Genomic DNA, 23,958 nt, shown 5'->3' with positions numbered 1-23,958 from the left:
AAAACAGATATATACATGAAATTATTGTTGTTAGGTTCCGGCGGACGAGAACATGCTTTGGCTTGGAAAATAGCCCAGAGTCCTAAAATAGAGAAATTATATATTGCTCCGGGAAATGCCGGTACAAATGATATAGGGGAAAATGTTACTATAAAAGCAGATGATTTTGCTGCAATTAAAGCGTTTGTCATTGCCAATGGGATAGATATGGTTGTAGTAGGACCTGAAGATCCGTTGGTAAAAGGAATTTATGATTATTTCAAGGAAGATGGAACATTGAGGAATGTTCCTGTGATAGGTCCTTCCCGGAAAGGAGCAACTTTGGAAGGAAGCAAAGAATTTGCAAAAGGGTTTATGCAACGGCATTGTATTCCGACTGCAGGTTATAAAAGTATAACCGCTGATAATCTGGAAGAAGGAATTGCATTTCTGGAAACTCTGCAAGCGCCTTATGTCTTAAAGGCCGATGGGTTATGCGCCGGTAAAGGTGTATTAATTCTTGCTACATTGGATGAGGCAAAAAAAGAATTGCGGGAGATGCTTGGAGGAATGTTCGGCAGTGCTTCGGCAACAGTGGTTATTGAAGAGTTCTTGAGCGGTATAGAATGTTCTGTATTCGTACTTACAGATGGTAAAAATTATAAGATTCTTCCGGAGGCAAAAGATTATAAACGAATTGGCGAAGGAGATAAAGGTCTGAATACGGGTGGTATGGGTAGTGTATCTCCTGTTCCGTTTGCAGATAAAGCATGGATGAAAAAAGTAGAGGATCGTATTATCCGACCTACGGTGGAAGGCCTTGCCGAAGAGGAAATCGATTATAAAGGTTTTATTTTCTTTGGGCTTATTAATGTAAAGGGTGAGCCGATGGTTATTGAGTATAATGTACGTATGGGCGATCCGGAAACAGAATCGGTCATGCTGCGTATCAAAAGTGATTTGGTAGAACTTTTTGAAGGAGTTGCTTCCGGTAATTTGGACGAAAAGGTATTGGAAACAGATCCTCGTTCCGCTGTTTGTGTGATGTTAGTATCCGGTGGATATCCGGAAGCCTATGAAAAAGGTTTTCCTATCAAAGGGTTAGATAAGGTAAAAGACAGTATTGTTTTCCATGCGGGAACTACTTTGAAAGATGGTCAGGTTGTTACAAACGGGGGGCGTGTTATTGCTGTCAGTTCTTATGGCAGGAATAAAGAGGAAGCTCTAGCACAGAGTTTTGAGGGAGCTAAACAGATTGATTTTAATAAAAAATACTTTCGTAGTGATATAGGATTCGATTTATAATGGCAAAAAGAAGATTTCAATATGAAGTGGCAACGGGTAAGTTAACATTACCCGTTACTATTTTATTGTCCACTGTTTTGTGGATTGTTTTTTCTTTTTTTAAGCCAATCCCTACACTTAATAGTTCTTATCCGTTCTGGCAGATGTTGTTGGAATGGGTTCCGGGAAATGTATCGGGTAATATTTTCTGTTTCTTGTGCTATGGGGTTATCGCCTATTTGCTGATAGAATTTAATAATGCTTATTCGATTATTCGAATGAGAACTTCTCTGCAAACTTCCGTCTATTTGCTGATGATATTGGCTTTCCCGTTCTTGCACAGGTTGAATATCGGCTGTCTTGTTTCTTTGTGTACGATTATATCTTTGTATCTTTTGTTCAGATGCTATCAAAAACAGCAACCGGTAGGATATTTCTTTCATTCCATGCTGTTTATGGGAATTGCAAGTTTACTGTTTCCTAAAATTCTATTGCTTGTTCCTGTGTTTTTAATAGGAATATATAATTTCAAAGCATTGACCATGCGTACTTTTTTTGCAGGAATGATGGGGTTGACATTACCCTATTGGTTTCTGTTCGGACATGCATTCTATCATGGTAAAATGGATTTATTTTATATTCCGTTTAAAGAGTTGGTTTGTTTTCAACCTCTTTTTAGCTTGAATTTGGGAATACCTTTTTATATATCTGCCGGTTTTACGTTTTTCTTGTTATTGGTTAGCAGTATCCATTATTGGATTACCAGCTATGAAGATAAGATACGGATTCGTGCTTACCTGAATTTCTTGATAATATTTAGTTTTTCAACTATTATATTTGGAGTATTACAGGTACAATATGCAGAGATTTTGTTGCAGGTTTTACTGCCTGTTGTTGCTTTGTTGATGGGGCATTTGTTTGCATTGAGTCATACAAAGGTCTCAAACCTGTTTTTTATTTTCTCTATTCTATTATTGGTCATTATAATGTGTTATAACTTATGGACGCTTTAGTACAGTTTCTCATAGATTGGGGCTATTTAGGGATGTTTTTCTCGGCTCTGTTGGCAGGGAGTGTCGTCCCTTTTAGTTCGGAGGCGGTATTGGCTGCACTTGTTCTGCCCGGCACTGGGTTAAATCCTGTATTGTGTATTGTATTTGCGTCTTTAGGTAATCTACTGGGAAGCCTTACCTGTTATTGGATGGGACATCTTGGAAAGATGGAATGGTTGGAGAAATATTTTCATATGAAACCAGAGAAAATAAACCGTATGCGTGTTTATTTAAGCGGACGGGGCAGTTGGATGGCTTTTTTTGCTTTTCTCCCCATTATTGGTAGTGTTATAGCCGTTGCATTGGGCTTTCTTCGTAGTAATATTATTTATGTATCTCTCTACATGTTGGCCGGTAAAGTGTTGCGTTATGTATTAGTAGTAATGGCAGCAGAAGGTATTTTTTCTTTCTTTAGTTAAAAGAAGATGAAAAGGGAAATAGAAATAACATCAGACGGTAGCCGTACACTTTATGTGCCCGGATTAGATGAACATTACCATTCAATAAAAGGTGCATTGGCAGAATCTCGTCATATCTTTATTGATATGGGGCTAAATCATCATTCTTCTTCGCAACTGCATATCCTTGAAATAGGTTTTGGCACTGGTTTAAATGCATTCCTTACGTTGTTGGCTGCAGAAGAAATGGTAAAGAAAGTTCATTATACCGGGATTGAATTATATCCGTTGGAAATGGATGTGCTTCGGGAACTTGCCTATCCGGATACCATTAATATAGAACGTTCGGAAGATTATTATCGTTTACATCAGGCTGAATGGGATAAAGATGAAACCATAACTCCTGCTTTTACGTTACATAAGATAAAGGGAGATTTCACGAAATATGAATTTCCGAAAGAATTTTTTGATATTATCTATTTTGATGCTTTTGCACCGGAGAAACAACCGGAAATGTGGTCGCAATGTTTATTTGATGCATTATATAGGAGTTTGAATATAGGAGGTATACTGACTACTTATTGTGCCAAAGGAGTTGTAAGAAGAATGCTCCAGTCTTCGGGATTTGAGGTAGAACGTTTACCGGGACCTCCGGGGGGTAAAAGAGAAATTTTGAGAGGAATAAAAAGAAAATGAAACAGGCTGTTTATTTAATTATATGGATGGGGATGCTTTTAGTAGGAAGCAGTTGTTCCCATAAAGCGGAAAAGGATATGCCGATGCGTACAATCAGTGTGACGGTAGAGCCGTTACGCTATTTTACGGAAGTAATAGCCGGAGATAAGTTTAAGGTGGTGAGTATGGTTCCGAAAGGTTCCAGTCCGGAAACTTATGACCCTACGCCACAGCAACTTGTTTCGCTTGGTGGGAGTGACGCTTATTTGCGTATCGGATATATCGGTTTTGAGCAGATATGGATGGATAAATTAGCGGCGAATGCTCCGGATATGCTAATCTTCGATATGTCTGAAAGTGTGGATTTGATTCGTGAAGAGGAGCCGGATCATGGAGATCATCGTCATGAAGGTGGAGTTGAACCTCACATTTGGAATTCCACACAGAATGCACATATCATTGCCGATAATATTTATAAGGCACTATGTGAACTTGATACGGTCAATATTTCTTATTATGCTCATCGTCGGGATAGTTTGCATGATCTGATTAATCAAACGGATACGCAGATAAGAGATTTGCTGACTGATGCCGACCGTTCGTTCATGATTTACCATCCGGCATTATCTTATTTTGCCCGCGATTATGGTTTGCATCAAATATCGATTGAGAAAGGTGGGAAAGAGCCTTCTCCCGCTCATTTAAAAGAATTGATAGATACCTGTAAAGCTGAAAATGTACACGTTATTTTTGTACAACCGGAGTTTGACCGCCGCAATGCAGAGATTATAGCAGAGCAAACAAATACAAGAATAGTACCGATCAATCCGTTGTCTTATAACTGGGTAGAGGAAATGTTGGTTGTGGCGCGTACACTGAATAATCCGGAATAGTCGAGGCAGTATAAATGAAGTGATATGGAAAAACAACCTTTAATAGAAATATGTAATCTTTCGGCTGCTTATGATGGACGTACGGTTCTTCATGATGTGAATTTAACCATTTACGAACATGATTTCTTAGGAATTATCGGTCCTAACGGTGGGGGAAAGACTACTCTGGTAAAAGTTATCCTTGGTTTGAAGAAAGCGTCGGGCGGTCAGGTTTCTTTTTTTCAGAATGGGAAACAGGTAGAACATATCACGATGGGCTATCTTCCTCAATACAGCTCCATAGATAAAAAATTTCCTATCTCCGTACAAGAAGTTATTTTGTCCGGATTAAGTAGCCAAAAGCCACTTATCAGTCGTTTCAGCAGTAGTCAGCGTGCACAGGTGGGGGAGGTTATTAACCGTATGGGGTTGCAAGGGCTTGAGAAGCGTCCTATCGGAGCTTTGAGTGGCGGGCAATTACAGCGGGCTTTACTTGGTCGTGCTATTGTTTCCAATCCGGATATTTTGATTCTTGATGAGCCGAGCACTTATATTGATAAACGTTTCGAGGCAAAACTTTATGAATTGCTGGAAGAGATAAACCATGAGTGTGCCATTATCTTGGTGAGCCATGATATTGGTACGGTACTTCAAAATGTAAAGTCCATTGCCTGTGTCAATGAAACGTTGCATTATCATCCGGATACGGAAGTTTCTGCAGATTGGTTGGAAAAGAATTTTAATTGTCCGATTGAATTGCTGGGGCACGGACAATTACCGCATCGGGTACTGTGCGAACATCATCATCACGAATAAAAGAATGATTTTAAAAGTTCTGTATGAAGTCTTCCAGTGAAGCATCTTCATCCATATTCATTTTATCATGTTTCATTCGGTTTCTCCGTTTCTTGAGAGCCATCTTGCTGGTATCCAGTAGACAGATTATATTGGATATCGGAATACCCATCTTCATAAAGCAGCAAAGGTTTATATCAGCTTCTGTAAGAGCAGGAAACTGTTGATGTAACCGGTCGGCAAAATTATTATAGCAAATATTTACGGTTTCTATCAGATTTTCAAGGTCTTGATCAGATAAAATAACGGCTGAACTTATTTTATCTTTTTGGTTCATATCATTTAATGCTTCTATTTTTCGTATAATTTCACTTGTGCGCAGAATTTCTTTTCGCATTTGTTGTTCATTAGATGAATACAGCTTCAAAACCTCTTCTTTTTGAGAAAGTTCCTTTGCCAGTTCCAATTCTTTTAGAGTTATTTCTTCCCTTGTTTCTTGTAATGCAATGTTTTTTTCTTGCAGTTGCAGACGCATTTGTTTTAAGAAGTCATCTTTCGAATGGATAATCTCTTCTTTTATTCTTTTGTCTTTATTATAATAATAATATAGAATACCTCCGACAATTAGAACTATTATGCAAATGCATAATATCCATATATAAAGATGTTGTTGCTTTATTTTAAGCCGGCTGTTTTCATTCTTTACGGTTGAGTAGTCATATTTCTTTTGCAGTTCCATCATCTCTGTGGCTATATTCGTTTCATAAATAGAATCTAGAAAAGTGTTATATTTCTTCCAATGATTCATGGCTTCCTGATAATTACCCACTTTTTCTTCATATTCTGCCCATATTTGATGATGTCCGGCTTTCTCATTTAAAGTATTATAACGTGTGTCTTTGGCAAAGTAATATCTTGCGGAATCGTATTGCTGAAGATCCATAAAAATATCGCCTTTAGTGATCCAGCTGGGATAAAAATCCAAAAAATCTTTACTCTTATTTAGTTCCAGACTCTTATTGATATATTGCAATGCTTTCTGTGGTTGTTTCTCCATTTGGAAGATAACGCTTAAACGTTGCAATAGTCTGACTTCACAATCTTTATCTTTTATTTTTCTCGCCAAGTCCAATGCTTGTAAAGTCGTAACCTCTGCCTGTTTGTAATCTTGTTTTCTAACGTAGTTCCAACTTATATTTTCCAATATAAGTATTATAGAACTCATATCATGTATCGTTTTTGCATAGTACATTGATTTATCTAACTTTATTAAACTCTCATCGAATAATTCTTGTTTAAGTAACAAGTATCCCCAATGAGAATAAAGTAATTTTAGAAAGATATAATTATCAGTATATTGAGAGGCTCTATCAGCTTTTTGAAAGTACCTTAATGCTTTTTCTGGTTTATTCATATCCCAATAAACTTGAGCGGCATAAAAATAAGTCCATGCTTTATGTATAGAGTCTGCGTTGGTACTATAATATTTTTCTGCTATCTGAATTAATGAATCTGTTTTGACAGGAATATAGTTTTTATATTGGGCTTGTGTGAATAAGAGTGCATATAATGCCTGAGTTTCTCCTTCCAGTATTTCAGGATATGATATATTCTTTAATAAACTTAGAGCACTGTCCGGCTTTTCATGCATTATAGCTTCTGCTTTCTGTAAAAGAATATAATCTTTTGATTGGTTGCTTTGTTTCGGTATGAAAAAGATTACTGCGAATATAACAGTTATGATGAGAATAGAGAAGAAGATGTTTTTCATTAGTGCTTGTTTTGTTTCAACAAAAGTAAAATGTTTTTTTTGAATAGCCAAAATATGATGATACTAAGTTTGGATTTCTTGTGTTTTGATTCTCTTTTTAATTGTGTTCAAACGTTTGGTCGGTAAGTGTCTACCCTCTAATTTTAAATATGTCTGATAATTAGATATTTATGTGCTACTATAATGCTTAAAATGTCTACCCTGTGTCACCCCTATTTCCTTGCTTATAACTTATGTCATTGCTATCTTTGTGTTAAACGATCAAGAAAAACAGTATTAATTAAAATGATGATAAATATGAAAAAAGCATTTTTATTAATGATTGCTATTCAATTAGGGCTTGTTAGCATTGAGGCTTCTGATGTTAAAATTGAATTAAAAAGTAATGGAAAATCACGACCTAGCCAGTTTGAACTTCCTATTCCCGTTCATGCAGATATTTATAATTCTGTATTAGGTATCTATTTTGAGAAAGCAAAGCAAGTATTTGTGTTGGTTTCCGGTCCGGACGGTGTTGTTTATCAACGTGAAGTTACTTCTGAAACAGAAAAGTCTATTTATGTAGATCTAGCCCAATATCAGGAAGGTGAATATACTATTTATTTTCAAGATGCGGAAGGGAATGAGGTATCAGGAGATTTCTTAAATGAGAAAGAGTGAATTTAACCATATTATCAATTTAAATTTTTATGATTATGAAACACATTATTTTTAAATCTGCAGTAGCTGTATTAGTTTCTGCTGTTACGTTTATTTCATGTAATAATGAAGATAAGTTTGTTAGTGATGTCTCTAATCAAAATGCGGAAGTAGAAATATTGATTAAAGAATTACAAAATTTAAATGAAGAGACATTGGCTGAATATGGTAAGACAATTGATTTTACAACTCGTGCTACTATCCCTATTAATAAAGATACTCCTGAATTAGAACAGGCTAAAATGAAGTGGTGGAAACGTTTATTATCAGTAATAGCAGCTGATGCGGTTGGAGCTGCTTGTGGAAATCATTTTGCCGGTCCGGCTGGGGGCGTTATTGTGGGAGCTGGAGCTTCGCTTCTTATGTATTGGGCAACAGGATGCGGCAGTGCTATTAATAATCAGGGTATAGGAAATGATTTCTCTCAAGATGATTTATCGGCATACACAATTGTTATGGATAGTATTTTTTATAATATGAATAATGATATTACAGATTTTGATAAAATTGGTGACTGCCATAATACAATTGTTCTTGAGATATTAAAGAATCAGGATTATTATGTAAATGCGGATGGTTCATTGAATGAGGATATTCTGATACAAAAAATAAAATCTACGGCTCAAACAATGGGATATAATACTACTTCTATTAATACTGCTCGCATAAAAAATGAATTGAATAGGATTTCTGATGCAAGAGCTGCTTGTGTTGATTCAACTTTTGAAGTTCAAATTGAAAGTTATGCAACTTTATTGCCTGATAAGAAGAACGAGATTTCTATATTGAAAGATTATATAAATACGGCTGCTTCACTTCCTAATGTAGAAGCTGTAAAAAAGTATTCTGCTGCTTTTGAGAATAAGCTTTATTATTCACAAGTAACAGGATTGGATAAGAAGATGATATTTGCAGCAGAATCTGTAGCGAAAAACAGTGCTGTGGGATGGACTGTTGCTTCTACTTATAAACCATAAATAATAAGAGTATGAGGTTACAATCTTTATTTATCGTAGGAATATTAATGATTTCTACTATATCCGTCAAAGCCCAGAAGGGCTTTGACGTGCCTCATAACCTCTTTAGTATAAAAGGAGGTTATGCCCTTACCGGATTTGGAAAAACAAATTTTTCTCCGTGGGGAAAAGATTATAAAAGTAAATTGAAAGGCGGTCCTACTTTTGATGCTAATTATTCACATCTATGGGTAGGAGAGAGTAAACAAGGTGGCATGGGTATAGGACTTTTATATTCCATAGTTAATACTTCTGCAAATTATTCATTGAATAATTTGCCCGTCGCGGTAGAAGACAAAATTGTTTTGCATTACATCGCTCCACAATATGTGGTGGTGCGCAAGCTGGGAAATAGGCTTTTATCCGGTATGAGTTATGGGGTTGGCTATATGTACTATCATAATAATGGTGAGAAAGACGGTAAATCATGTGTTACAAATAGCAGCGGACTTGGTTTTAATGTGGATTTTAATTTGAACTATTATGTAACACCTTGTTTTAGTGTAGGTGTTGATGTAGATGTAACATGCGGAGTTTTTAATAAGTTACATCGTACCTTTGAGGGGACTAAGAAATCTATTGATTTAAATGATGATTATAAATTTAATCCTTCTCGTGCGGATTTTATGTTAGGTCTTCATTATTATTTTTAATAGGTAAAAAGTTATGTTAGTTATGTGAAAATGGCCAGGTAGCATAATGTAACATAACTTTTTCCATTTTATTTATCAATCTGTATGAGAAAACTTTATCTTTGTAGCTCGACAAGATTATTAATATTTATATGAAAAGGTCTACGATATTCTTTTTTATAGGAATTGCAATATTGCTTATTTTCAATGTTATTTATGCTTTGCTTTATGAATATTTAAATTCATTTTTTCTTCTTATTGGCACATTTAGTGCAACATGCTGTTGGGTATATGCTTATAAAATAGGAGAAAAGAAATAGGATATTTAATCTTTTAGTGATTGAAATATAGAAGTTAGTACATTTTTTTAATGTTTAGTCGATAGAAACTGATTAATAATGAAGCAATTATGAATAAGAAGATTTTCTACTGCCTGCATTATATCTGCCTATTCTTCTTTTTGGCAATCACTTTGTATGCTTTTGTAAGATCCCTGTCGGGTGAAAATATGTGGGGCGGTATTCTATGGGGGATCGGAGTGGGGTTAACTCTTTTTATTGCCTTTTGCAGTTATAAAAGTAAAACTGCTCCGAGATTGATTACTAGCCGGAGGCGTTACATACAACTTTTTAATATCTTTATATTTGCGGCTTTGGCGGTTGTGGTGCAAGATGTTTGTGTGAAGCTAATCGTAATTAATTGCATATTCTCTGCTATTATTTATTTGTTTGAGACAGGTGGTTTTAACATACGGTCGGTTGTCGGCAAACGATAGGAGTTTGTGAACAAAGAACCGTATCTTTGTCTCTAAACGTCCTGATGTTTTTTTCAATCAACCTGATGATTTTAAAAAACATCAAGATCATTTCAAAATTGCCTAAGGGAGCATTGCCTAACACACAAGGGGGCGTTGCCCTACGCTCAAGGGAGCGATAGCTTACATCTACTGGAGCGTAAGGCATCGCTCCCTTAGGCGTTTTAGCTCGTTTATTCTGCTAATTCGGCTGTTTCAACTTTTACTTTGACTTGCCTTCACCTTATCACGATTCACTCCTTAATCGTTGAGTAGTAGCTTGTTGCGGTGAAGGCACTTTTTTTAGTAGAGAGTAGAGAAAGCCGATGGTTTACGAATGACACGGATGGAGCCGATGAAGACGGATTTCTTTTTTATTAATCCGTTATAATCAGCCTAATCAGCGTTATCCGTGAACCAAGTTCTCTAAATCTCTTGATTAAGTTCTCAACTCTCAATTTTCAACTTTAAAAAAATGTACCTTCACTATACTGCGCTATATATCAGATATATAAAACAAATCGTGATAAGGTGAAGGCATAAGTATATAAAACTAAAATACATACAAATATGTAATTTCTGTCCAACTTATCAAATTACTGCACCCGAAAATCATCCATTCTTTATTCACTTTCTCACACACAGGCTTATAAAAAATGAACACGCAGTCAAGATCATGCCAACCCCTACTACTCCGTGCCAACCAAACAAGTGCCAAAAGCTTCCTGCCAAAAACGTGCCGAATGAACCTCCGACGAAATATGTAGTCATGAAAATAGTATTAATGCGATTGGAAGCGGCCGGACAAAGTTCAAAGATAGTAGTTTGATTGCTCAACTGAATGCATTGCATCCCTATGTCAATAATAACAATACCTACAACGATGCCCCAATATGAATCTTCTGCTAAATAAAACAGTAACCATGCCATAAAGATAAGTGCACACCCTATAAAATTAAACTTTCGTATGCCTACACGTTTTACATACTTCCCAACGAAAGAAGCGGTAATAGCACCTGCTATACCGCACAATCCAAGCATACCGACAACATTGCTTCCGGCATAAAAAGGTGCTTGTTCCATTTTAAATGCCAGACAAGACCATAAAGCCAAAAACGATCCGAACGCAAATGCCGCTCTGATTGAGGATACGCGCAACATCGGATAATCCCTGACCAATTGCAACAAAGATTTCATAAGTTGGCTGTATTTCCCTTTAAATGTAGGCTGGATATCAGGTAGTACGCGAATGATCACCAAACAGGAAACCAGCATTAGTCCCGCAGCAATGAAGTACATGGAACGCCATCCCCAATATTCACCGACAACTCCGCTCACCACCCGCGAAGCAAGAATTCCGGTCAGCAATCCCGACACAACAATCCCGACATTGCGTCCTTTCATGTCGGGTGTAGAGAATTGAGCTGCAATGGGAATAAAAATTTGCGGTATTACAGAACATATCCCCGTCAGCAACGAAGCAGCCAATACAATATATATCCCGGAAGCTACGGCAATTGTCAACAGAGAAAAAACAAGTATGGTAAAGTTGATTAGAATAATCTTTTTCCGTTGATAGAGATCACCAAGAGGTATAATAAATAATAACCCGGCGGCATACCCTATTTGTGTCATCATCGGGATAAGATTCGCTTTAAATTCCGATACCTGCAAATCACGGCTTATCACATTCAGCAATGGTTGGTTATAATAAAGATTGGCAACCGATATGCCTGCTATTATGGCAAGCGTCCAAAGAACAGAAGAAGGTAAGCCTGCGTTTTCTTTTAAAATATATTTCATCATCCGATTTAAAATAGCGATTTAAACTGCAAAGATAGAGAATTTTAGATAGCAAAAAATTGTTTTATAACGTAGTTAAAAGGTAATAAATCAATAATAACACAAAATTGAACAAATTTATCATCTAATTGGAACATTTTTAGGATGCAATCTAGTTTTCTTTTACTATTTTTGCATTGTGTACGTAAACGAACAATCAATTAAATACAAAAAGGTATGAAAACAAACTATGAAATTCGCTATGCTGCGCATCCGGAAGATGCAAAAAGCTATGACACTAAAAGAATCCGTAGAGATTTTCTGATTGAAAAGGTTTTCGCTGCAAACGAAGTGAATATGGTGTATTCTATGTATGACCGTATGATTGTGGGTGGCGCAATGCCTGTTGGCGAAGTTTTGAAATTGGAAGCTATTGATCCGTTAAAAGCGCCCTATTTCCTTACTCGCCGTGAAATGGGAATCTTTAATGTAGGAGGTCCCGGTGTTGTAAAATCCGGAAATGCGGTATTCGAACTAGATTATAAAGAAGCTCTTTACCTTGGTTCAGGTGACAGAGAAATTACTTTTGAAAGTAAAGATGCCAGTAATCCTGCTAAATTCTATTTCAACTCGACAACCGCTCATCGTAACTATCCGGATAAGAAAGTTACCAAGAAAGATGCCGTTGTGGCAGAAATGGGATCATTGGAAGGATCTAACCACCGTAATATCAATAAGATGCTGGTTAGCCAAGTATTGCCTACTTGTCAACTTCAAATGGGTATGACGGAATTACAACCGGGAAGTGTATGGAACACAATGCCTGCCCACGTTCATTCCCGTCGTATGGAAGCTTACTTCTACTTTGAAGTACCGGAAGATCAGGCTGTATGTCATTTTATGGGAGAGGTAGACGAAACTCGCCACATCTGGATGAAAGGTGACCAAGCCGTATTATCACCGGAATGGTCAATTCACTCGGCTGCCGCAACTCACAACTATACTTTCATCTGGGGTATGGGTGGTGAGAATCTTGATTACGGAGACCAAGATTTCTCATTAATTACAGATTTGAAATAACCAATCTAATAACTTTATAAATTAAAAAAGATGATAGATTTTTCATTAAAAGGTAAGGTTGCTCTAATTACAGGAGCTTCTTACGGTATCGGTATGGCTATCGCTACAGCTTATTCTGAAGCTGGCGCAACAATCGTATTCAACGACATCAAACCGGAATTAGTCGACAAAGGTCTTGCTGCTTATGCAGAAAAAGGCATCAAAGCTCATGGTTATGTTTGTGATGTAACAAACGAGGAACAAGTAAATGCAATGGTTGCACAAATCGAAAAGGAAGTTGGTGTAATCGATATATTGGTAAACAATGCAGGTATCATCAAACGTATTCCTATGCATGAAATGAGTGCTGCGGAATTCCGTCAGGTTATCGATATCGACCTTAACGGTCCGTTCATTGTTTCTAAAGCCGTTATACCAAGCATGATGAAAAAAGGTCACGGTAAGATTATCAACATCTGTTCTATGATGAGCGAACTTGGCCGCGAAACAGTATCTGCTTACGCTGCTGCTAAAGGCGGATTGAAAATGTTAACTCGTAATATTGCTTCTGAATATGGTGAATACAACATCCAATGCAATGGTATTGGCCCGGGATACATCGCAACTCCTCAAACTGCTCCGTTGAGAGAACCTCAAGCTGACGGTTCTCGTCATCCGTTTGATGCATTCATCGTTGCTAAAACTCCGGCTGCACGTTGGGGTACTCCGGAAGATTTGATGGGACCTGCTGTTTTCTTAGCATCAGAGGCTTCAAACTTCGTAAACGGTCATGTACTTTATGTTGATGGCGGTATCCTTGCTTATATTGGTAAACAACCTAAATAATTAAAACTCGAAAGGTGCTTATTCTTCCTATTTTATCGGGAGGAATGCACCTTTTTCAATTTAATACGCAAGCAAATGAAAAAAGCAATTTATTTATTCTTGGCTGCACTCGCTATTGTATCTTGTACAAACGAGAGAACGGTTAATGTTACGGTATCAAACAGTACAGCTCTTGATAGAAACAATGAAATCGTAGAAGTTTCCATGGAGGAAGTTTCAGCCAAACTTCAACTGACAGATACTGCCGAAGTAATTGTTGTAGATGAGAACAATCAACAGGTACCTTATCAAACAACTTATGACGGAAAACTTATTTTCCCCGCATCTGTAAAAGCGAACGGACAAGCTACTTACTCTATCAAACCGGGTGTCCCTGAAGTAGTCAGTGTAAAGGCTTGTGGCAAAATGTATCCGGAACGTGTAGATGACGTAGCTTGGGAAAACGACCGTATTGCTTTCCGTACTTATGGTCCGGCTCTACAAGCAACGGGTGAACGTGCCTTCGGTTATGACGTATGGGTTAAATGTGTAGATGAACCGGTAGTAGAAGCACGCTATGAAAGTGAACTCAATCCGGTTACAAAAGCCCAAATCGATTCTCTGAAACAAATCGGTAAAGAAGATGAAGCCAAAGCCCTTTATCAGTCTGTTTCTTATCATGTGGATCATGGTAATGGTTTGGATTGCTATAAAGTAGGTCCTACTTTGGGCGGAGGTACTTCTGCATTTTATGTGGATAATGAAATTATCTATCCATATTGCTATAATACCCAAGAAATATTGGACAATGGTCCGCTACGTTTTACTGTAAAACTGACTTATAATCCTTTAACCGTCAAGAATGATGCCAATGTAATTGAAACCCGCGTTATTTCTTTAGACGAAGGCTCTCAGTTGAACAAGACCGTCATTACTTACACAAATACGAATGAAGTATTGCCTTTGGCTACCGGAATCGTATTACATGAACCTGATGGCGGGAAAAATGTGGCTAATGCAGAAAAAGGCTATATCGGCTATGCAGATCCGACAGATAATGTAAACAATGATAACGGTACTATTTACGTAGGTGCTGTATTCCCGGCAACAGTAAAAGAAGCCAAACCGGTTATGTTTTCTAAAGAAGAAGCTAAAGAAAGAGGTGCAGACGGTCATGTATTGGCTATCAGCGACTATGAACCGGGAGCAGAATATGTTTATTATTGGGGAGCAGGCTGGAGCAAATACGGTTTCGACAGTATGGAGGCATGGACACAATATCTTGATGAATATGCTCAAAAGGTACGCAATCCTTTGACCGTAACTATCAAGTAATCCTTTTCCTTAATTAATATAATGAGACAGAGCCGGGCAAATGAGTTCCGGCTTTGTTATTTATTATCAACCGCTTTTATATTCCTTATTAACCCATCATATTTGGCGCGTTTCACAGCAGAACCTTTAAACAGCTTTTGGTACTCCTCTACACTCAGATTTTTCCAATCTTCCGGACGCATATCCATGAATTCCTCAGAAGGCTGTAACTCCGGATTATCACAAGGTTGGGCAAAACGATTCCAGGGACAAGCTTTCTGACATTCATCACAACCATAAATACGATTTCCTAACGCTTTCCGTCTCTCGGCATTTATTTCTCCTTTATTCTCTATTGTGAGATAAGAAAGACAACGATTACAGTCGAGTACATAAGGATCGCGCAAGGCTTGTGCCGGACAAGCATTCAAACATTGTGTACAAGAACCGCAACGTGCAACTACAGGTGTATCATAAGTAAGTTCAGCATCTACCACTAATTCCCCTAAAAAGAAATATGAACCGGCTTCCGGAATAATCAGTTGCGTATGTTTTCCTATCCAACCGAGCCCAGCCTGCTGTGCCCAGTAACGTTCTAAAACAGGTGCCGTATCACAAAAGACCCGACCATTGATAGGCAATAGCTCATTATTTATATAATCATAGAGGCTCTTCAATTTGCATTTCATTACTTCATGATAATCCTTACCATACGCATAATATGCAAATTGCAATTGGTCTTTACTTAACTTTTTTGCAGGATAATAATTCAAAGCCACACAAATAATACTCTTCGCATCTTCTACTAATAAACAAGGATCACAACGTTTTTCTATATGCCCTTCCATATATTTCAATCCGGCATGATACTCTTTATCCAGCCATTGTCTCAACATACCGCTTTCCCGCTTTCCCACAGGATGTGCAGACGTAATGCCGCATACATAAAAGCCGAGGCGCAGGGCTTCGGCTTTTATAGCTTGGGATATGGATAGTTTATCGTTCATATTTTATAAAGTTCCAAAAGTATATCCTTGCTCTATCAACCATTCGATGGAACGAGGTAATGCATACTTCATATTGGCTTCGGCTTTTAAAGAATCATGAAAAGTGATGATAGAACCATTACGCACATATTTTTTCACCTTCGCCAATACTTGCTTGCCATTCAGCTTATTACTGTAATCACGTGTGACAAGATCCCACATGACAATGCGATACTTTTTCCTCAGCACATAATACTGTTTCATTCTCATGTGCCCGTGTGGCGGACGAAATAAATCGGATTTAATTAAGGTATCCGCTTTATCTGTATTTGCCAAATAATTCCGGGTATGATATTCAAAACCACGAATATGATTAAATGTATGATTGCCTACCCGATGTCCTCTATCCAGCAACATTTGAAACTCTTGAGGATGTTTCCGTACATTATCTCCTACCAGAAAGAAAGTGGCTTTAATGTTGTATTTATCCAATAAATCCAGCACCCAAGGAGTTATTTCCGGAATGGGACCATCATCAAAAGTCAAATAGACTTTCTTCTCATGCGGATTCATGCGCCAAAGAGCTCCCGGATATAGTGCCCGGACTAATTGAGGAGGTTGTTCTATAAACACGCTTTTATTTAAAGGATTAAATCGTTAGTAATAATATCATTAAATGAATAAAGAGAAGAAGAACCCGTAAAAACTTATAGATTCTTCATCTCTTTCTTCTAAATGATAAATAGTGCATTCATCTATTATTGTCCGTTAAACTGACCACCTGCACGTCCGGCAAAGATGGTATAAAGTTCTTCAAACTTATCCGAATAATCTTTAGCCTGTTTCAAACCATTCATTTCCATAATCTTAGTTATATCATACAATAAACCAAAATAGTACTGACATTCATGAACAGATAAAGCTAAACGCTTATTACTCATCGACAAATACCAAGTAATGTATTCAAGCGAATTATTAGCCATGTCATCAAGGATAGCAGCGCCTTTCTCCTTATTTCCTACTGCAAACCAAGCCTGGGCCAAATCTTTAGAACCACTTTGGTAATCACTAGGTATCGTTGTTGTAGGAATTACTTTTTCACAATATTCAAGAGCTTTTACTGCTTTATCTTTCTTTCCTTCTTTCAGTAATTGACCGATAACTTGTGCAAACATACGGCGATGAGTAAAACACATACGACGAACATTTTCATCCAAATACACATCCGGATTCTCAATGCCACCGAACTTATACTTATTCATTAGATTATCGTACATTTTCTCACTATCGATACGTGCGTCTAGCCGAGTTGTGTTAAACGGAGTAATACGGTAAGCCAAACCTTCCTGCATGAAATTATCTCCCAAATTCAAATGATTCTCACTACCAACGGTAATCGCCATATAGATAGGACGTTCCCAATTACTGTTGGCAAGCATTTCAAGCATCATCAACTCGCTCTTATACAACCCGCGTTTTCCCTTTAAGGAAATGGTCATATAATCCGGAATGGAATCACCCAACGCAGACGGAATCATCATTCCTGAACGGCGGATTGCTTCTTTATCCAAAGGAACAATAATGCTGTCCGTAGGAATAATCTGCAAATCTTTGTTTTTATTGCGTATCCAATATTTCAAAACATTCTTCAATTCGAAAGGATTGTCTCCGAATTCTCTCTTTGCCGCTTCAGGATTACTCTTATAAAGTGCAAGAACCTGTGCTTTGGCTTCAGGACGAACCGGTATATACTCATTGGTTCCCGACACATATTCCAAACGATCCCATGTAATAGGTAATGCCGGGGAATCATAAGCCGGACGTTTCATCTGGTCAATGTACCAATCCGTCTGTAAGTAACTTAAATTACATACGCGGGCATCGGTACGGAAGCCTTCTGTTTCCTGATTATACCATAAAGGGAAAGTATCGTTATCACCATTGGTGTAAATAATCGGATTTCCTTTTTCCGGTAAAGTAGACAAATAATTCTGTCCGAAATCACGGCAAACATAACGGTTTGAGCGATCATGATCGTCCCAGGTCTGACCTGCCATTTGAATAGGAACGAATATACATGCAATGGATGCTACGATAGCGGCAGGCAGTTCTTTCATCTTTCTTCGTAGCATTTCCACTATACCTGCAACTCCCATGCCAACCCAAATCGCAAACGCATAGAAAGACCCGGCATACGCATAGTCTCGTTCACGTGGTTGCATTGGTGTTTGATTCAAATAGATAACAATGGCAATACCCGTCATAAAGAATAAGAAGAATACGACCCAAAAACCTTGAACTCCCTTATTTCCTGAACAAATCTGCCAAAGCAGCCCTATTATTCCCAATAATAATGGTAAACAATAGAACACATTATGTCCTTTATTATTAGCAAGCTCGGCAGGAACGAAATCCTGATTACCGACTAACCATTCGTCGATAAATTTAATTCCGGTAATCCAGTTCCCATGCTCCAATTCACCGTTTCCTTGAATATCATTCTGGCGACCGGCAAAGTTCCACATGAAATAGCGCCAATACATAAAGTTCAGTTGATAAGAGAAAAAGAATTTAATATTTTCCCACATAGTAGGAATTTTCACCATAATCATTTCTCCGCATTGATCATAAGGCACTTCATGTCCTTTGACTTCCATCCAATTTTCATAATATTTTGCATGTTGGTCGCTATACATACGGGGGAACAACATATTTTGGGCATATTTATATTCAGCTCTGTTGCGAACTACCTCATATCTGTCTTTCTCGTCGGGAGAAGCCTTCTCTTTACGTTGATATACAGGTGCTCCCTCAACGCTAACGGGAATACAATAACCGTTTTCCACCTTCAATTCCGGTTTGGAAGTATAAGCTTGTCCATAGAATAAAGGTCGGGTTCCATATTGCTCGCGTCCCAAATATTCACCCAACGTAAAAATATCCTCCGGAGAGTTCTGATCCATTGGAGTATTGGCGGTAGAACGGATCACAATAAGCGCATAAGAAGAATATCCTACCATAATCATCATGATACAGAGTAAAGTAGTATTCAATGTACGGGCACTGATCCTGTATTTCTGACTGATTCCTTTGGAAAATAAATAAAGAGCCAAAAGACCAAGAATAATAATTCCGATAACAACACTGCTGGTACCATGTCCATAAAACGGGATACCTAGAAGGGCAATGGTAAGCAAGAAAGATACTTTCATCCGGGTATCGCTCTTCTGCACATAACTTTCATAAACACCCCAGATAATAGAAGCAGCCAATACAATAATATAAATGATAAGACCAGTATTGAAAGACATGCTCATGCCATTGACAAACAACAGTTCAAACCATCCGCCAACTTTTACAACACCCGGTACAATACCATAAAGTACGGCTGCGACCAATACCATAGAGCCTAACAAAGCCAGTAATGAACCTTTGGCATTGGCATTCGGATTCTTTTTAAAGTAGTAAACCAAAACAATAGCCGGGATACAAAGCAGGTTAAGTAAGTGTACACCGATACTAAGTCCCGTTAGATAAGCAATCAAAATCAGCCAACGGTCACTATGCGGCTCATCGGCAACATTCTCCCATTTCAGAATAAGCCAAAATACCACAGCCGTGAACATAGAAGAATAAGCATATACTTCTCCTTCTACTGCCGAGAACCAGAAAGTATCACTGAATGTATAAACCAATGCTCCGACAATTCCACTACCCATAATAGTAACCAATTGTCCCTTAGTCATTTCATTTGTGTTTGGAGCTACCAGCTTTTTTACAAGGTAGGTGATTGTCCAGAACAAAAACAAGATACAAGCACCACTAAGTAAAGCACTCATATAATTTACCATCCGTGCTACCATCGTAGGGTCGGAAGTAAATTGAGAAAACAAATTAGCTGTAAGCATAAAGAACGGTGCGCCGGGGGGATGTCCTACTTCCAGCTTATAGCCGGTGGTGATAAATTCCGGGCAATCCCAAAAACTTGCTGTTGGTTCTACCGTCATGCAATAGACTGTCGCAGCGATAATGAACACAAACCAACCTACCAGGTTGTTTACTGTCTTGTATTGTTTCATGTTAAAATGATATATATCTTGTTATAACGGGGCAAAGATAGTAAAGATTAGCGAACTACGTGCATTTTCAACACTTTATAACATGGTACAAGAAAATGGAGCACGGTCTTGATTTATATCCTCAATCTAAAAATAAATGTAAAGTATACATTACTTTTTATCTATTTTATTTGCATATATGTAAAGTATACATTACTTTTATGGCGTAACAAAAACACATTATTATGAAAACAAACTATCTTTTTCCGGTTATCTTCAGAAAGATTGGCTGGATCATGTTTATTCCTTTCTTTGTTCTGGGTATAGCCTATTTATGTAATTGCGATCTAACCTTTCCGAGCTCTAAAGTATTTTCATTAATTCCTTTTGGAATTATGAATAATGATGATTGGGGAGATGAACTCATAGTATTGGGATTAACCGTATCTCTGATTTTTATTGCATTTTCACGTGAACGGGATGAAGATGAATGCATTGCCGAAATCAGAATGCACTCTTTGGTATGGGCTATCATCGTGAACTATGCATTACTTATTGTAGCTACCTTTTTAATCTATGACATTGCTTATCTGTATTTTATCGATATTAATATTTTTACGGTATTATTCCTGTTCATTATCAAATACAACATTGCATTATATAAATTTAGGAGGATAAATAATGACTAATACAATACGAGTGGAAAGAGCTATCAAAAAGATGACGCAACAACAACTCGCTGAGGCTGTTGGAGTGAGCCGGCAAACAATCAATGCCATTGAAACCGGCAAATACGTTCCTTCCACTGTTTTAGCACTAAAAATAGCGCGTATCTTTGATAAGCAAGTGAATGATATTTTTAGTCTGGAAGAGAACGACTGATATTATAATTAATCATGCTTCGGTTTCCTAAATGAATTTGCTAAAGCCTTGGAAACCGAAGTTCTAAGAAAATTTGTATATAAATTCTCGGCATCTCTCATTTATTCTACTATTATTTATACATTTGTACAATACTCTAAATATCACAAAGCAAAATAAACATAATGAGTTTTATAGAATTCTTTTTATTGCTCTGTTTCGTACAAAGTATATTATTGGCCATTTCATTATTCAGCCTATCAGAGAACAGACTGGCAAACAGACTACTTAGCTTACAAGTCTTAGTATGGGGTTCAATGTGTTATTATCGATATACAGTATTCCAAAATGCTGATTATATCCTCCACCATCATTTTTTGCTTAAGTTTAATAATGTCATCTTTTTAATGTTCTTTGTCTTCCCTTTTCTATATGTGAAATACATGAGCCTAAAAGTCTTTAAATTCAGAAAAAAAGACATATTACATTTTATACCGGCTTTATTGGCATTCCTTGCTTTCCTACCTTTTTTCACCTTATCCGGTGAAGAAAAGATATATTTAATGACTTCTCCTCCCACTGCATACATGAAAACTGTTCATTTCATTGTAGACAATATAGCCATACTTCAGGGCGTCATTTACGTAACGCTTTCATTAAAGTATATCAATCGTTATCATAAACAAGTAAAAGAAAACTATTCCAATATAGATCATCTCACAATGTATTGGTTACGTAACCTGATTTTATTAATTTTCGCAATTTGGTTCTTTGGAACATTAGGCTCCAATCTATATACATTTAATCTGATAAAAGACTATTACTTCGATTTCCTCTTTTTTTTAGTTGGTAGTAGTATTTATGTTATTTCTTTCTATTTATTTGTTAAAAGAGAGCTATTCGTAACAGCTCGATTTTCCAAAGATTCAACTATATCTACAAACACTTTTAAAGCGGAGAAAGAACAATTGGAAGAAGAAAAGAAAGATATCCAATTAGAAGATAGCTATTGTAACGAGGTTATCCGAAAATTAATTTATGCAATGGAAGTGGATAAAATGTATCTGAACCAGAACCTCAGTTTAAATGATGTTTCACAGGCTATTTCTATTCCCCGTTATCATCTATCGCTTATCTTAAACAAGAAACTAAACAATACATTTTTTGATTATATTAATAAGTATAGAGTTGAAGAAGTCAAAAAAATGATTCAAGATCCTCATATGGATAGACTGACTCTCTTAGCGATTTCATTTGAAGCCGGATTTAACTCAAAAGCTACCTTTAACCGAAGTTTCAAAAAATACGAAAACATGACGCCTCAACAATACAAAAGTCTACACAGTAAATAGCTCTTCAAACAACATCATATTTAATAGTGAAATTAGTTTCAATTTACAAAATGAGGCGATTAATTGCTCCTTATTTCCAATATTTGTATCATAATCTTTAATAATTATCATTATGAGAAAACTGTACCATTTAGTAGTGCCTTTTATATTGGCAGTTATTTTCACTTCAAATGTAAAAGCACAGTGGAATGAAAATCTGAGTGAGAATTTATTAATCTCTGAAAGCGGTAATAGCAATCAGGAAATGGTTCAAATAGGTAAAACGTCGGATGAAAAGATTTTTATCGCGTGGATTTCCTGGGAGAATCAGAACGCCTGTATCAAATTGCAATTATTGGATAAAGACGGGAAAGAATTATTAGATAAAGGAGGCATATATGTATCCAAACAGCCAACTCCGACATGGACCAGCGGATATGGTTTTGCTGTCACACAAGATGGTTGTGCCGTCATTGTTAATAGCGAAATAAGAAACGGCCGATGGCAACCATACGCTTATAAAATTTCCCAAAGCGGAGAGCAACTATGGGGAGAAACAGGAATACCTTTGATCAAAGAAAATGAGGGGGATGGACTTAACCCTCATGTTTGCGTTACAAAAGCAAACAATATACTTATCGGCTTTCAAAATGTGATAGGTGCTCAAATTGACGTGAAAATTATCAAGTTATTAGAAAACGGTGGCACTGCATGGGGAGGCTCAATCCCATTATCCGGTGCAAATGGTATATTTGACATGATCCCTTCCGGCAATGACGGAATGATTGTTTGCTATTATGAGGCAAATAGCGGGAATTATCTCGCTATGAAATATACAGCTAATGGGGAAGAAGCATGGACGGAAAAGGTTTTGATAGACGATACGGGATCAGTAAAAACAACATCAGAGCCATCAGTCATAAGTGATGGAGCGGACGGGATTATAACTGGATGGAGATATGCTGCTTCCAGTTTTTCTGTTGCCGGCAAAGCACAACGAATTGATGTAGATGGTAACAAAGTATTTGATGAAGAAGGTGTTTTATTGGAAGACCTTCCCGTCATTTGTACTGATCAAGGTAAAAAGTCATTGTATACTGCATATTCATTGGGAAATCTGGAGGGAAAATACATTTCTCTTTGCAAATATGACGAAAAAGGGAGTTTTGTTTGGCAGAATGATGAAATATCTTCCGAATACGCCTCCGAATTCGCTATATATGGACTAATCCCTATGGATGATGGAGTTATTATTATATATAGAAATGCATCCCGATTTGATGAAGCGACCTTAGAATATAGTAAAGTTGATTCAAATGGAAATACAATAAATCATAATGTAACAATCAGCAACGCTCCCGGCAACAAAGGACGTGGAGGATTAGTATCCTTTCCCGATCAATTTATAATAGCATGGACAAGTGCTTCTGAAGCGAAAGATGGGAATATTTATGTACAAAATATTAAGGAAAAAATAGGTTCTTTCATTGAGAACAATTATGTAGATAAACAAGAATCACTCCTTGTTTATACCGACCATACGCAAAAAATATTATGGATAAACTTACATGCAAATCAAACCACTCAAGCTTCCATACACATGACTGATCTTCAGGGAAAGAGTGTTGCCAATCCGGAAACTATCGACATAGTAAAAGGCAATAATGAGTATCCTTTTTCTATAAATAGACTTCCTGCGGGAATCTACTTAGTTACTGTACAGACGAAAAATGAACGTTTTTATAGCAAACTAATTATTAAATAATTCACTATCCT

At 37.1% G+C, this 23,958-nt stretch carries 22 protein-coding genes; 17 read left to right on the top strand and 5 right to left on the bottom strand.

Annotated features, from left to right (window positions below; translation table 11 throughout):
* Window positions 1–15 precede the first annotated feature (15 nt).
* From purD to DXB63_RS01080, 6 genes are read left to right on the top strand one after another with little or no spacing between them, the layout of a single operon-like run.
* Window positions 16–1,284 (top strand): phosphoribosylamine--glycine ligase, encoded by a 1,269-nt coding sequence (gene purD / locus DXB63_RS01105; protein ID WP_122124520.1) that lies wholly within the window; start codon window positions 16–18, stop codon window positions 1,282–1,284.
* Window positions 1,284–2,276 carry a hypothetical protein gene (locus DXB63_RS01100; RefSeq protein WP_122124519.1) on the top strand — a complete coding sequence of 331 codons (993 nt, stop codon included), beginning with the start codon at window positions 1,284–1,286 and terminating at the stop codon, window positions 2,274–2,276. Before purD ends, DXB63_RS01100 begins: the two co-directional genes overlap by 1 nt.
* The gene (locus DXB63_RS01095) at window positions 2,264–2,734 is read left to right on the top strand and encodes a YqaA family protein (protein WP_122124518.1); all 471 of its coding nucleotides are present in this window, start codon (window positions 2,264–2,266) and stop codon (window positions 2,732–2,734) included. The genes DXB63_RS01100 and DXB63_RS01095 overlap by 13 nt, the downstream gene beginning before the upstream one ends.
* Before the next feature lie 6 nt (window positions 2,735–2,740).
* Window positions 2,741–3,409, top strand: coding sequence for a tRNA (5-methylaminomethyl-2-thiouridine)(34)-methyltransferase MnmD (gene mnmD, locus DXB63_RS01090; protein WP_122124517.1), 669 nt, complete (start codon window positions 2,741–2,743; stop codon window positions 3,407–3,409).
* Window positions 3,410–3,441: 32 nt separating this feature from the next.
* Entirely contained in the window at window positions 3,442–4,281 is an 840-nt protein-coding gene (locus DXB63_RS01085) for a metal ABC transporter solute-binding protein, Zn/Mn family (RefSeq protein ID WP_233522727.1), read from the top strand.
* A 24-nt stretch (window positions 4,282–4,305) separates the two neighbouring features.
* Entirely contained in the window at window positions 4,306–5,076 is a 771-nt protein-coding gene (locus DXB63_RS01080) for a metal ABC transporter ATP-binding protein (RefSeq protein ID WP_122124515.1), read from the top strand.
* A 10-nt stretch (window positions 5,077–5,086) separates the two neighbouring features.
* Here DXB63_RS01080 and DXB63_RS01075 read toward each other — a convergent pair whose 3' ends face one another.
* Window positions 5,087–6,826: a hypothetical protein gene (locus DXB63_RS01075; RefSeq protein ID WP_122124514.1), complete on the bottom strand. Its 1,740-nt coding sequence runs from the start codon at window positions 6,824–6,826 to the stop codon at window positions 5,087–5,089.
* Window positions 6,827–7,123: 297 nt separating this feature from the next.
* Between DXB63_RS01075 and DXB63_RS01070 the strand changes: the two genes are divergently transcribed.
* The 4 genes from DXB63_RS01070 (at window position 7,124) to DXB63_RS01055 (ending at window position 9,948) form a co-directional block, all read left to right on the top strand.
* Window positions 7,124–7,486, top strand: a complete 363-nt coding sequence (locus tag DXB63_RS01070; RefSeq protein ID WP_158563609.1) for a DUF3244 domain-containing protein — start codon at window positions 7,124–7,126, stop codon at window positions 7,484–7,486.
* A 35-nt stretch (window positions 7,487–7,521) separates the two neighbouring features.
* Window positions 7,522–8,502, top strand: coding sequence for a hypothetical protein (locus tag DXB63_RS01065; RefSeq protein ID WP_122124512.1), 981 nt, complete (start codon window positions 7,522–7,524; stop codon window positions 8,500–8,502).
* Window positions 8,503–8,513: 11 nt separating this feature from the next.
* Window positions 8,514–9,194, top strand: coding sequence for a hypothetical protein (locus tag DXB63_RS01060; RefSeq protein WP_122348121.1), 681 nt, complete (start codon window positions 8,514–8,516; stop codon window positions 9,192–9,194).
* A 388-nt stretch (window positions 9,195–9,582) separates the two neighbouring features.
* Window positions 9,583–9,948: a hypothetical protein gene (locus DXB63_RS01055; RefSeq protein WP_122348122.1), complete on the top strand. Its 366-nt coding sequence runs from the start codon at window positions 9,583–9,585 to the stop codon at window positions 9,946–9,948.
* Window positions 9,949–10,593: 645 nt separating this feature from the next.
* Here DXB63_RS01055 and DXB63_RS01050 read toward each other — a convergent pair.
* Window positions 10,594–11,769, bottom strand: coding sequence for an MFS transporter (locus DXB63_RS01050; protein WP_122124687.1), 1,176 nt, complete (start codon window positions 11,767–11,769; stop codon window positions 10,594–10,596).
* A gap of 216 nt (window positions 11,770–11,985) precedes the next feature.
* Between DXB63_RS01050 and kduI the strand changes: the two genes are divergently transcribed.
* The 3 genes from kduI to DXB63_RS01035 all read left to right on the top strand — a co-directional run bounded on the left by kduI (window position 11,986) and on the right by DXB63_RS01035 (window position 14,967).
* Entirely contained in the window at window positions 11,986–12,828 is an 843-nt protein-coding gene (gene kduI / locus DXB63_RS01045; RefSeq protein ID WP_122124509.1) for a 5-dehydro-4-deoxy-D-glucuronate isomerase, read from the top strand.
* Window positions 12,829–12,858: 30 nt separating this feature from the next.
* A complete protein-coding gene (locus DXB63_RS01040) occupies window positions 12,859–13,653 on the top strand; it encodes a gluconate 5-dehydrogenase (RefSeq protein WP_122124508.1) in 795 nt (264 codons plus the stop codon).
* A gap of 75 nt (window positions 13,654–13,728) precedes the next feature.
* The gene (locus DXB63_RS01035; protein WP_122124507.1) at window positions 13,729–14,967 is read left to right on the top strand and encodes a DUF4861 domain-containing protein; all 1,239 of its coding nucleotides are present in this window, start codon (window positions 13,729–13,731) and stop codon (window positions 14,965–14,967) included.
* A gap of 56 nt (window positions 14,968–15,023) precedes the next feature.
* On the opposite strand, the gene queG is transcribed toward DXB63_RS01035, so the two are convergent.
* The 3 genes from queG to DXB63_RS01020 all read right to left on the bottom strand — a co-directional run bounded on the left by queG (window position 15,024) and on the right by DXB63_RS01020 (window position 20,011).
* Window positions 15,024–15,953, bottom strand: coding sequence for a tRNA epoxyqueuosine(34) reductase QueG (gene queG, locus DXB63_RS01030; protein WP_122124506.1), 930 nt, complete (start codon window positions 15,951–15,953; stop codon window positions 15,024–15,026).
* A 3-nt stretch (window positions 15,954–15,956) separates the two neighbouring features.
* Entirely contained in the window at window positions 15,957–16,565 is a 609-nt protein-coding gene (locus tag DXB63_RS01025; protein WP_122124505.1) for a polysaccharide deacetylase family protein, read from the bottom strand.
* Between the two features lie 125 nt (window positions 16,566–16,690).
* The gene (locus DXB63_RS01020; protein WP_122124504.1) at window positions 16,691–20,011 is read right to left on the bottom strand and encodes a DUF2723 domain-containing protein; all 3,321 of its coding nucleotides are present in this window, start codon (window positions 20,009–20,011) and stop codon (window positions 16,691–16,693) included.
* A 224-nt stretch (window positions 20,012–20,235) separates the two neighbouring features.
* Between DXB63_RS01020 and DXB63_RS01015 the strand changes: the two genes are divergently transcribed.
* The 4 genes from DXB63_RS01015 (at window position 20,236) to DXB63_RS01000 (ending at window position 23,947) form a co-directional block, all read left to right on the top strand.
* Window positions 20,236–20,679 (top strand): hypothetical protein, encoded by a 444-nt coding sequence (locus tag DXB63_RS01015; protein WP_122124503.1) that lies wholly within the window; start codon window positions 20,236–20,238, stop codon window positions 20,677–20,679.
* The gene (locus tag DXB63_RS01010; protein WP_122124502.1) at window positions 20,672–20,872 is read left to right on the top strand and encodes a helix-turn-helix transcriptional regulator; all 201 of its coding nucleotides are present in this window, start codon (window positions 20,672–20,674) and stop codon (window positions 20,870–20,872) included. The genes DXB63_RS01015 and DXB63_RS01010 overlap by 8 nt, the downstream gene beginning before the upstream one ends.
* Before the next feature lie 422 nt (window positions 20,873–21,294).
* Entirely contained in the window at window positions 21,295–22,203 is a 909-nt protein-coding gene (locus tag DXB63_RS01005; protein ID WP_158563608.1) for an AraC family transcriptional regulator, read from the top strand.
* 112 nt (window positions 22,204–22,315) lie between these two features.
* A complete protein-coding gene (locus tag DXB63_RS01000) occupies window positions 22,316–23,947 on the top strand; it encodes a T9SS type A sorting domain-containing protein (protein ID WP_122124500.1) in 1,632 nt (543 codons plus the stop codon).
* The last annotated feature ends 11 nt before the right edge of the window (window positions 23,948–23,958 follow it).

The sequence above is a fragment of the Bacteroides sp. OM05-12 genome, assembly GCF_003438995.1.
In the GTDB taxonomy this organism is placed as follows: Bacteria; Bacteroidota; Bacteroidia; order Bacteroidales; family Bacteroidaceae; genus Bacteroides.
This window is presented reverse-complemented; position numbering and strand designations above follow the sequence as displayed.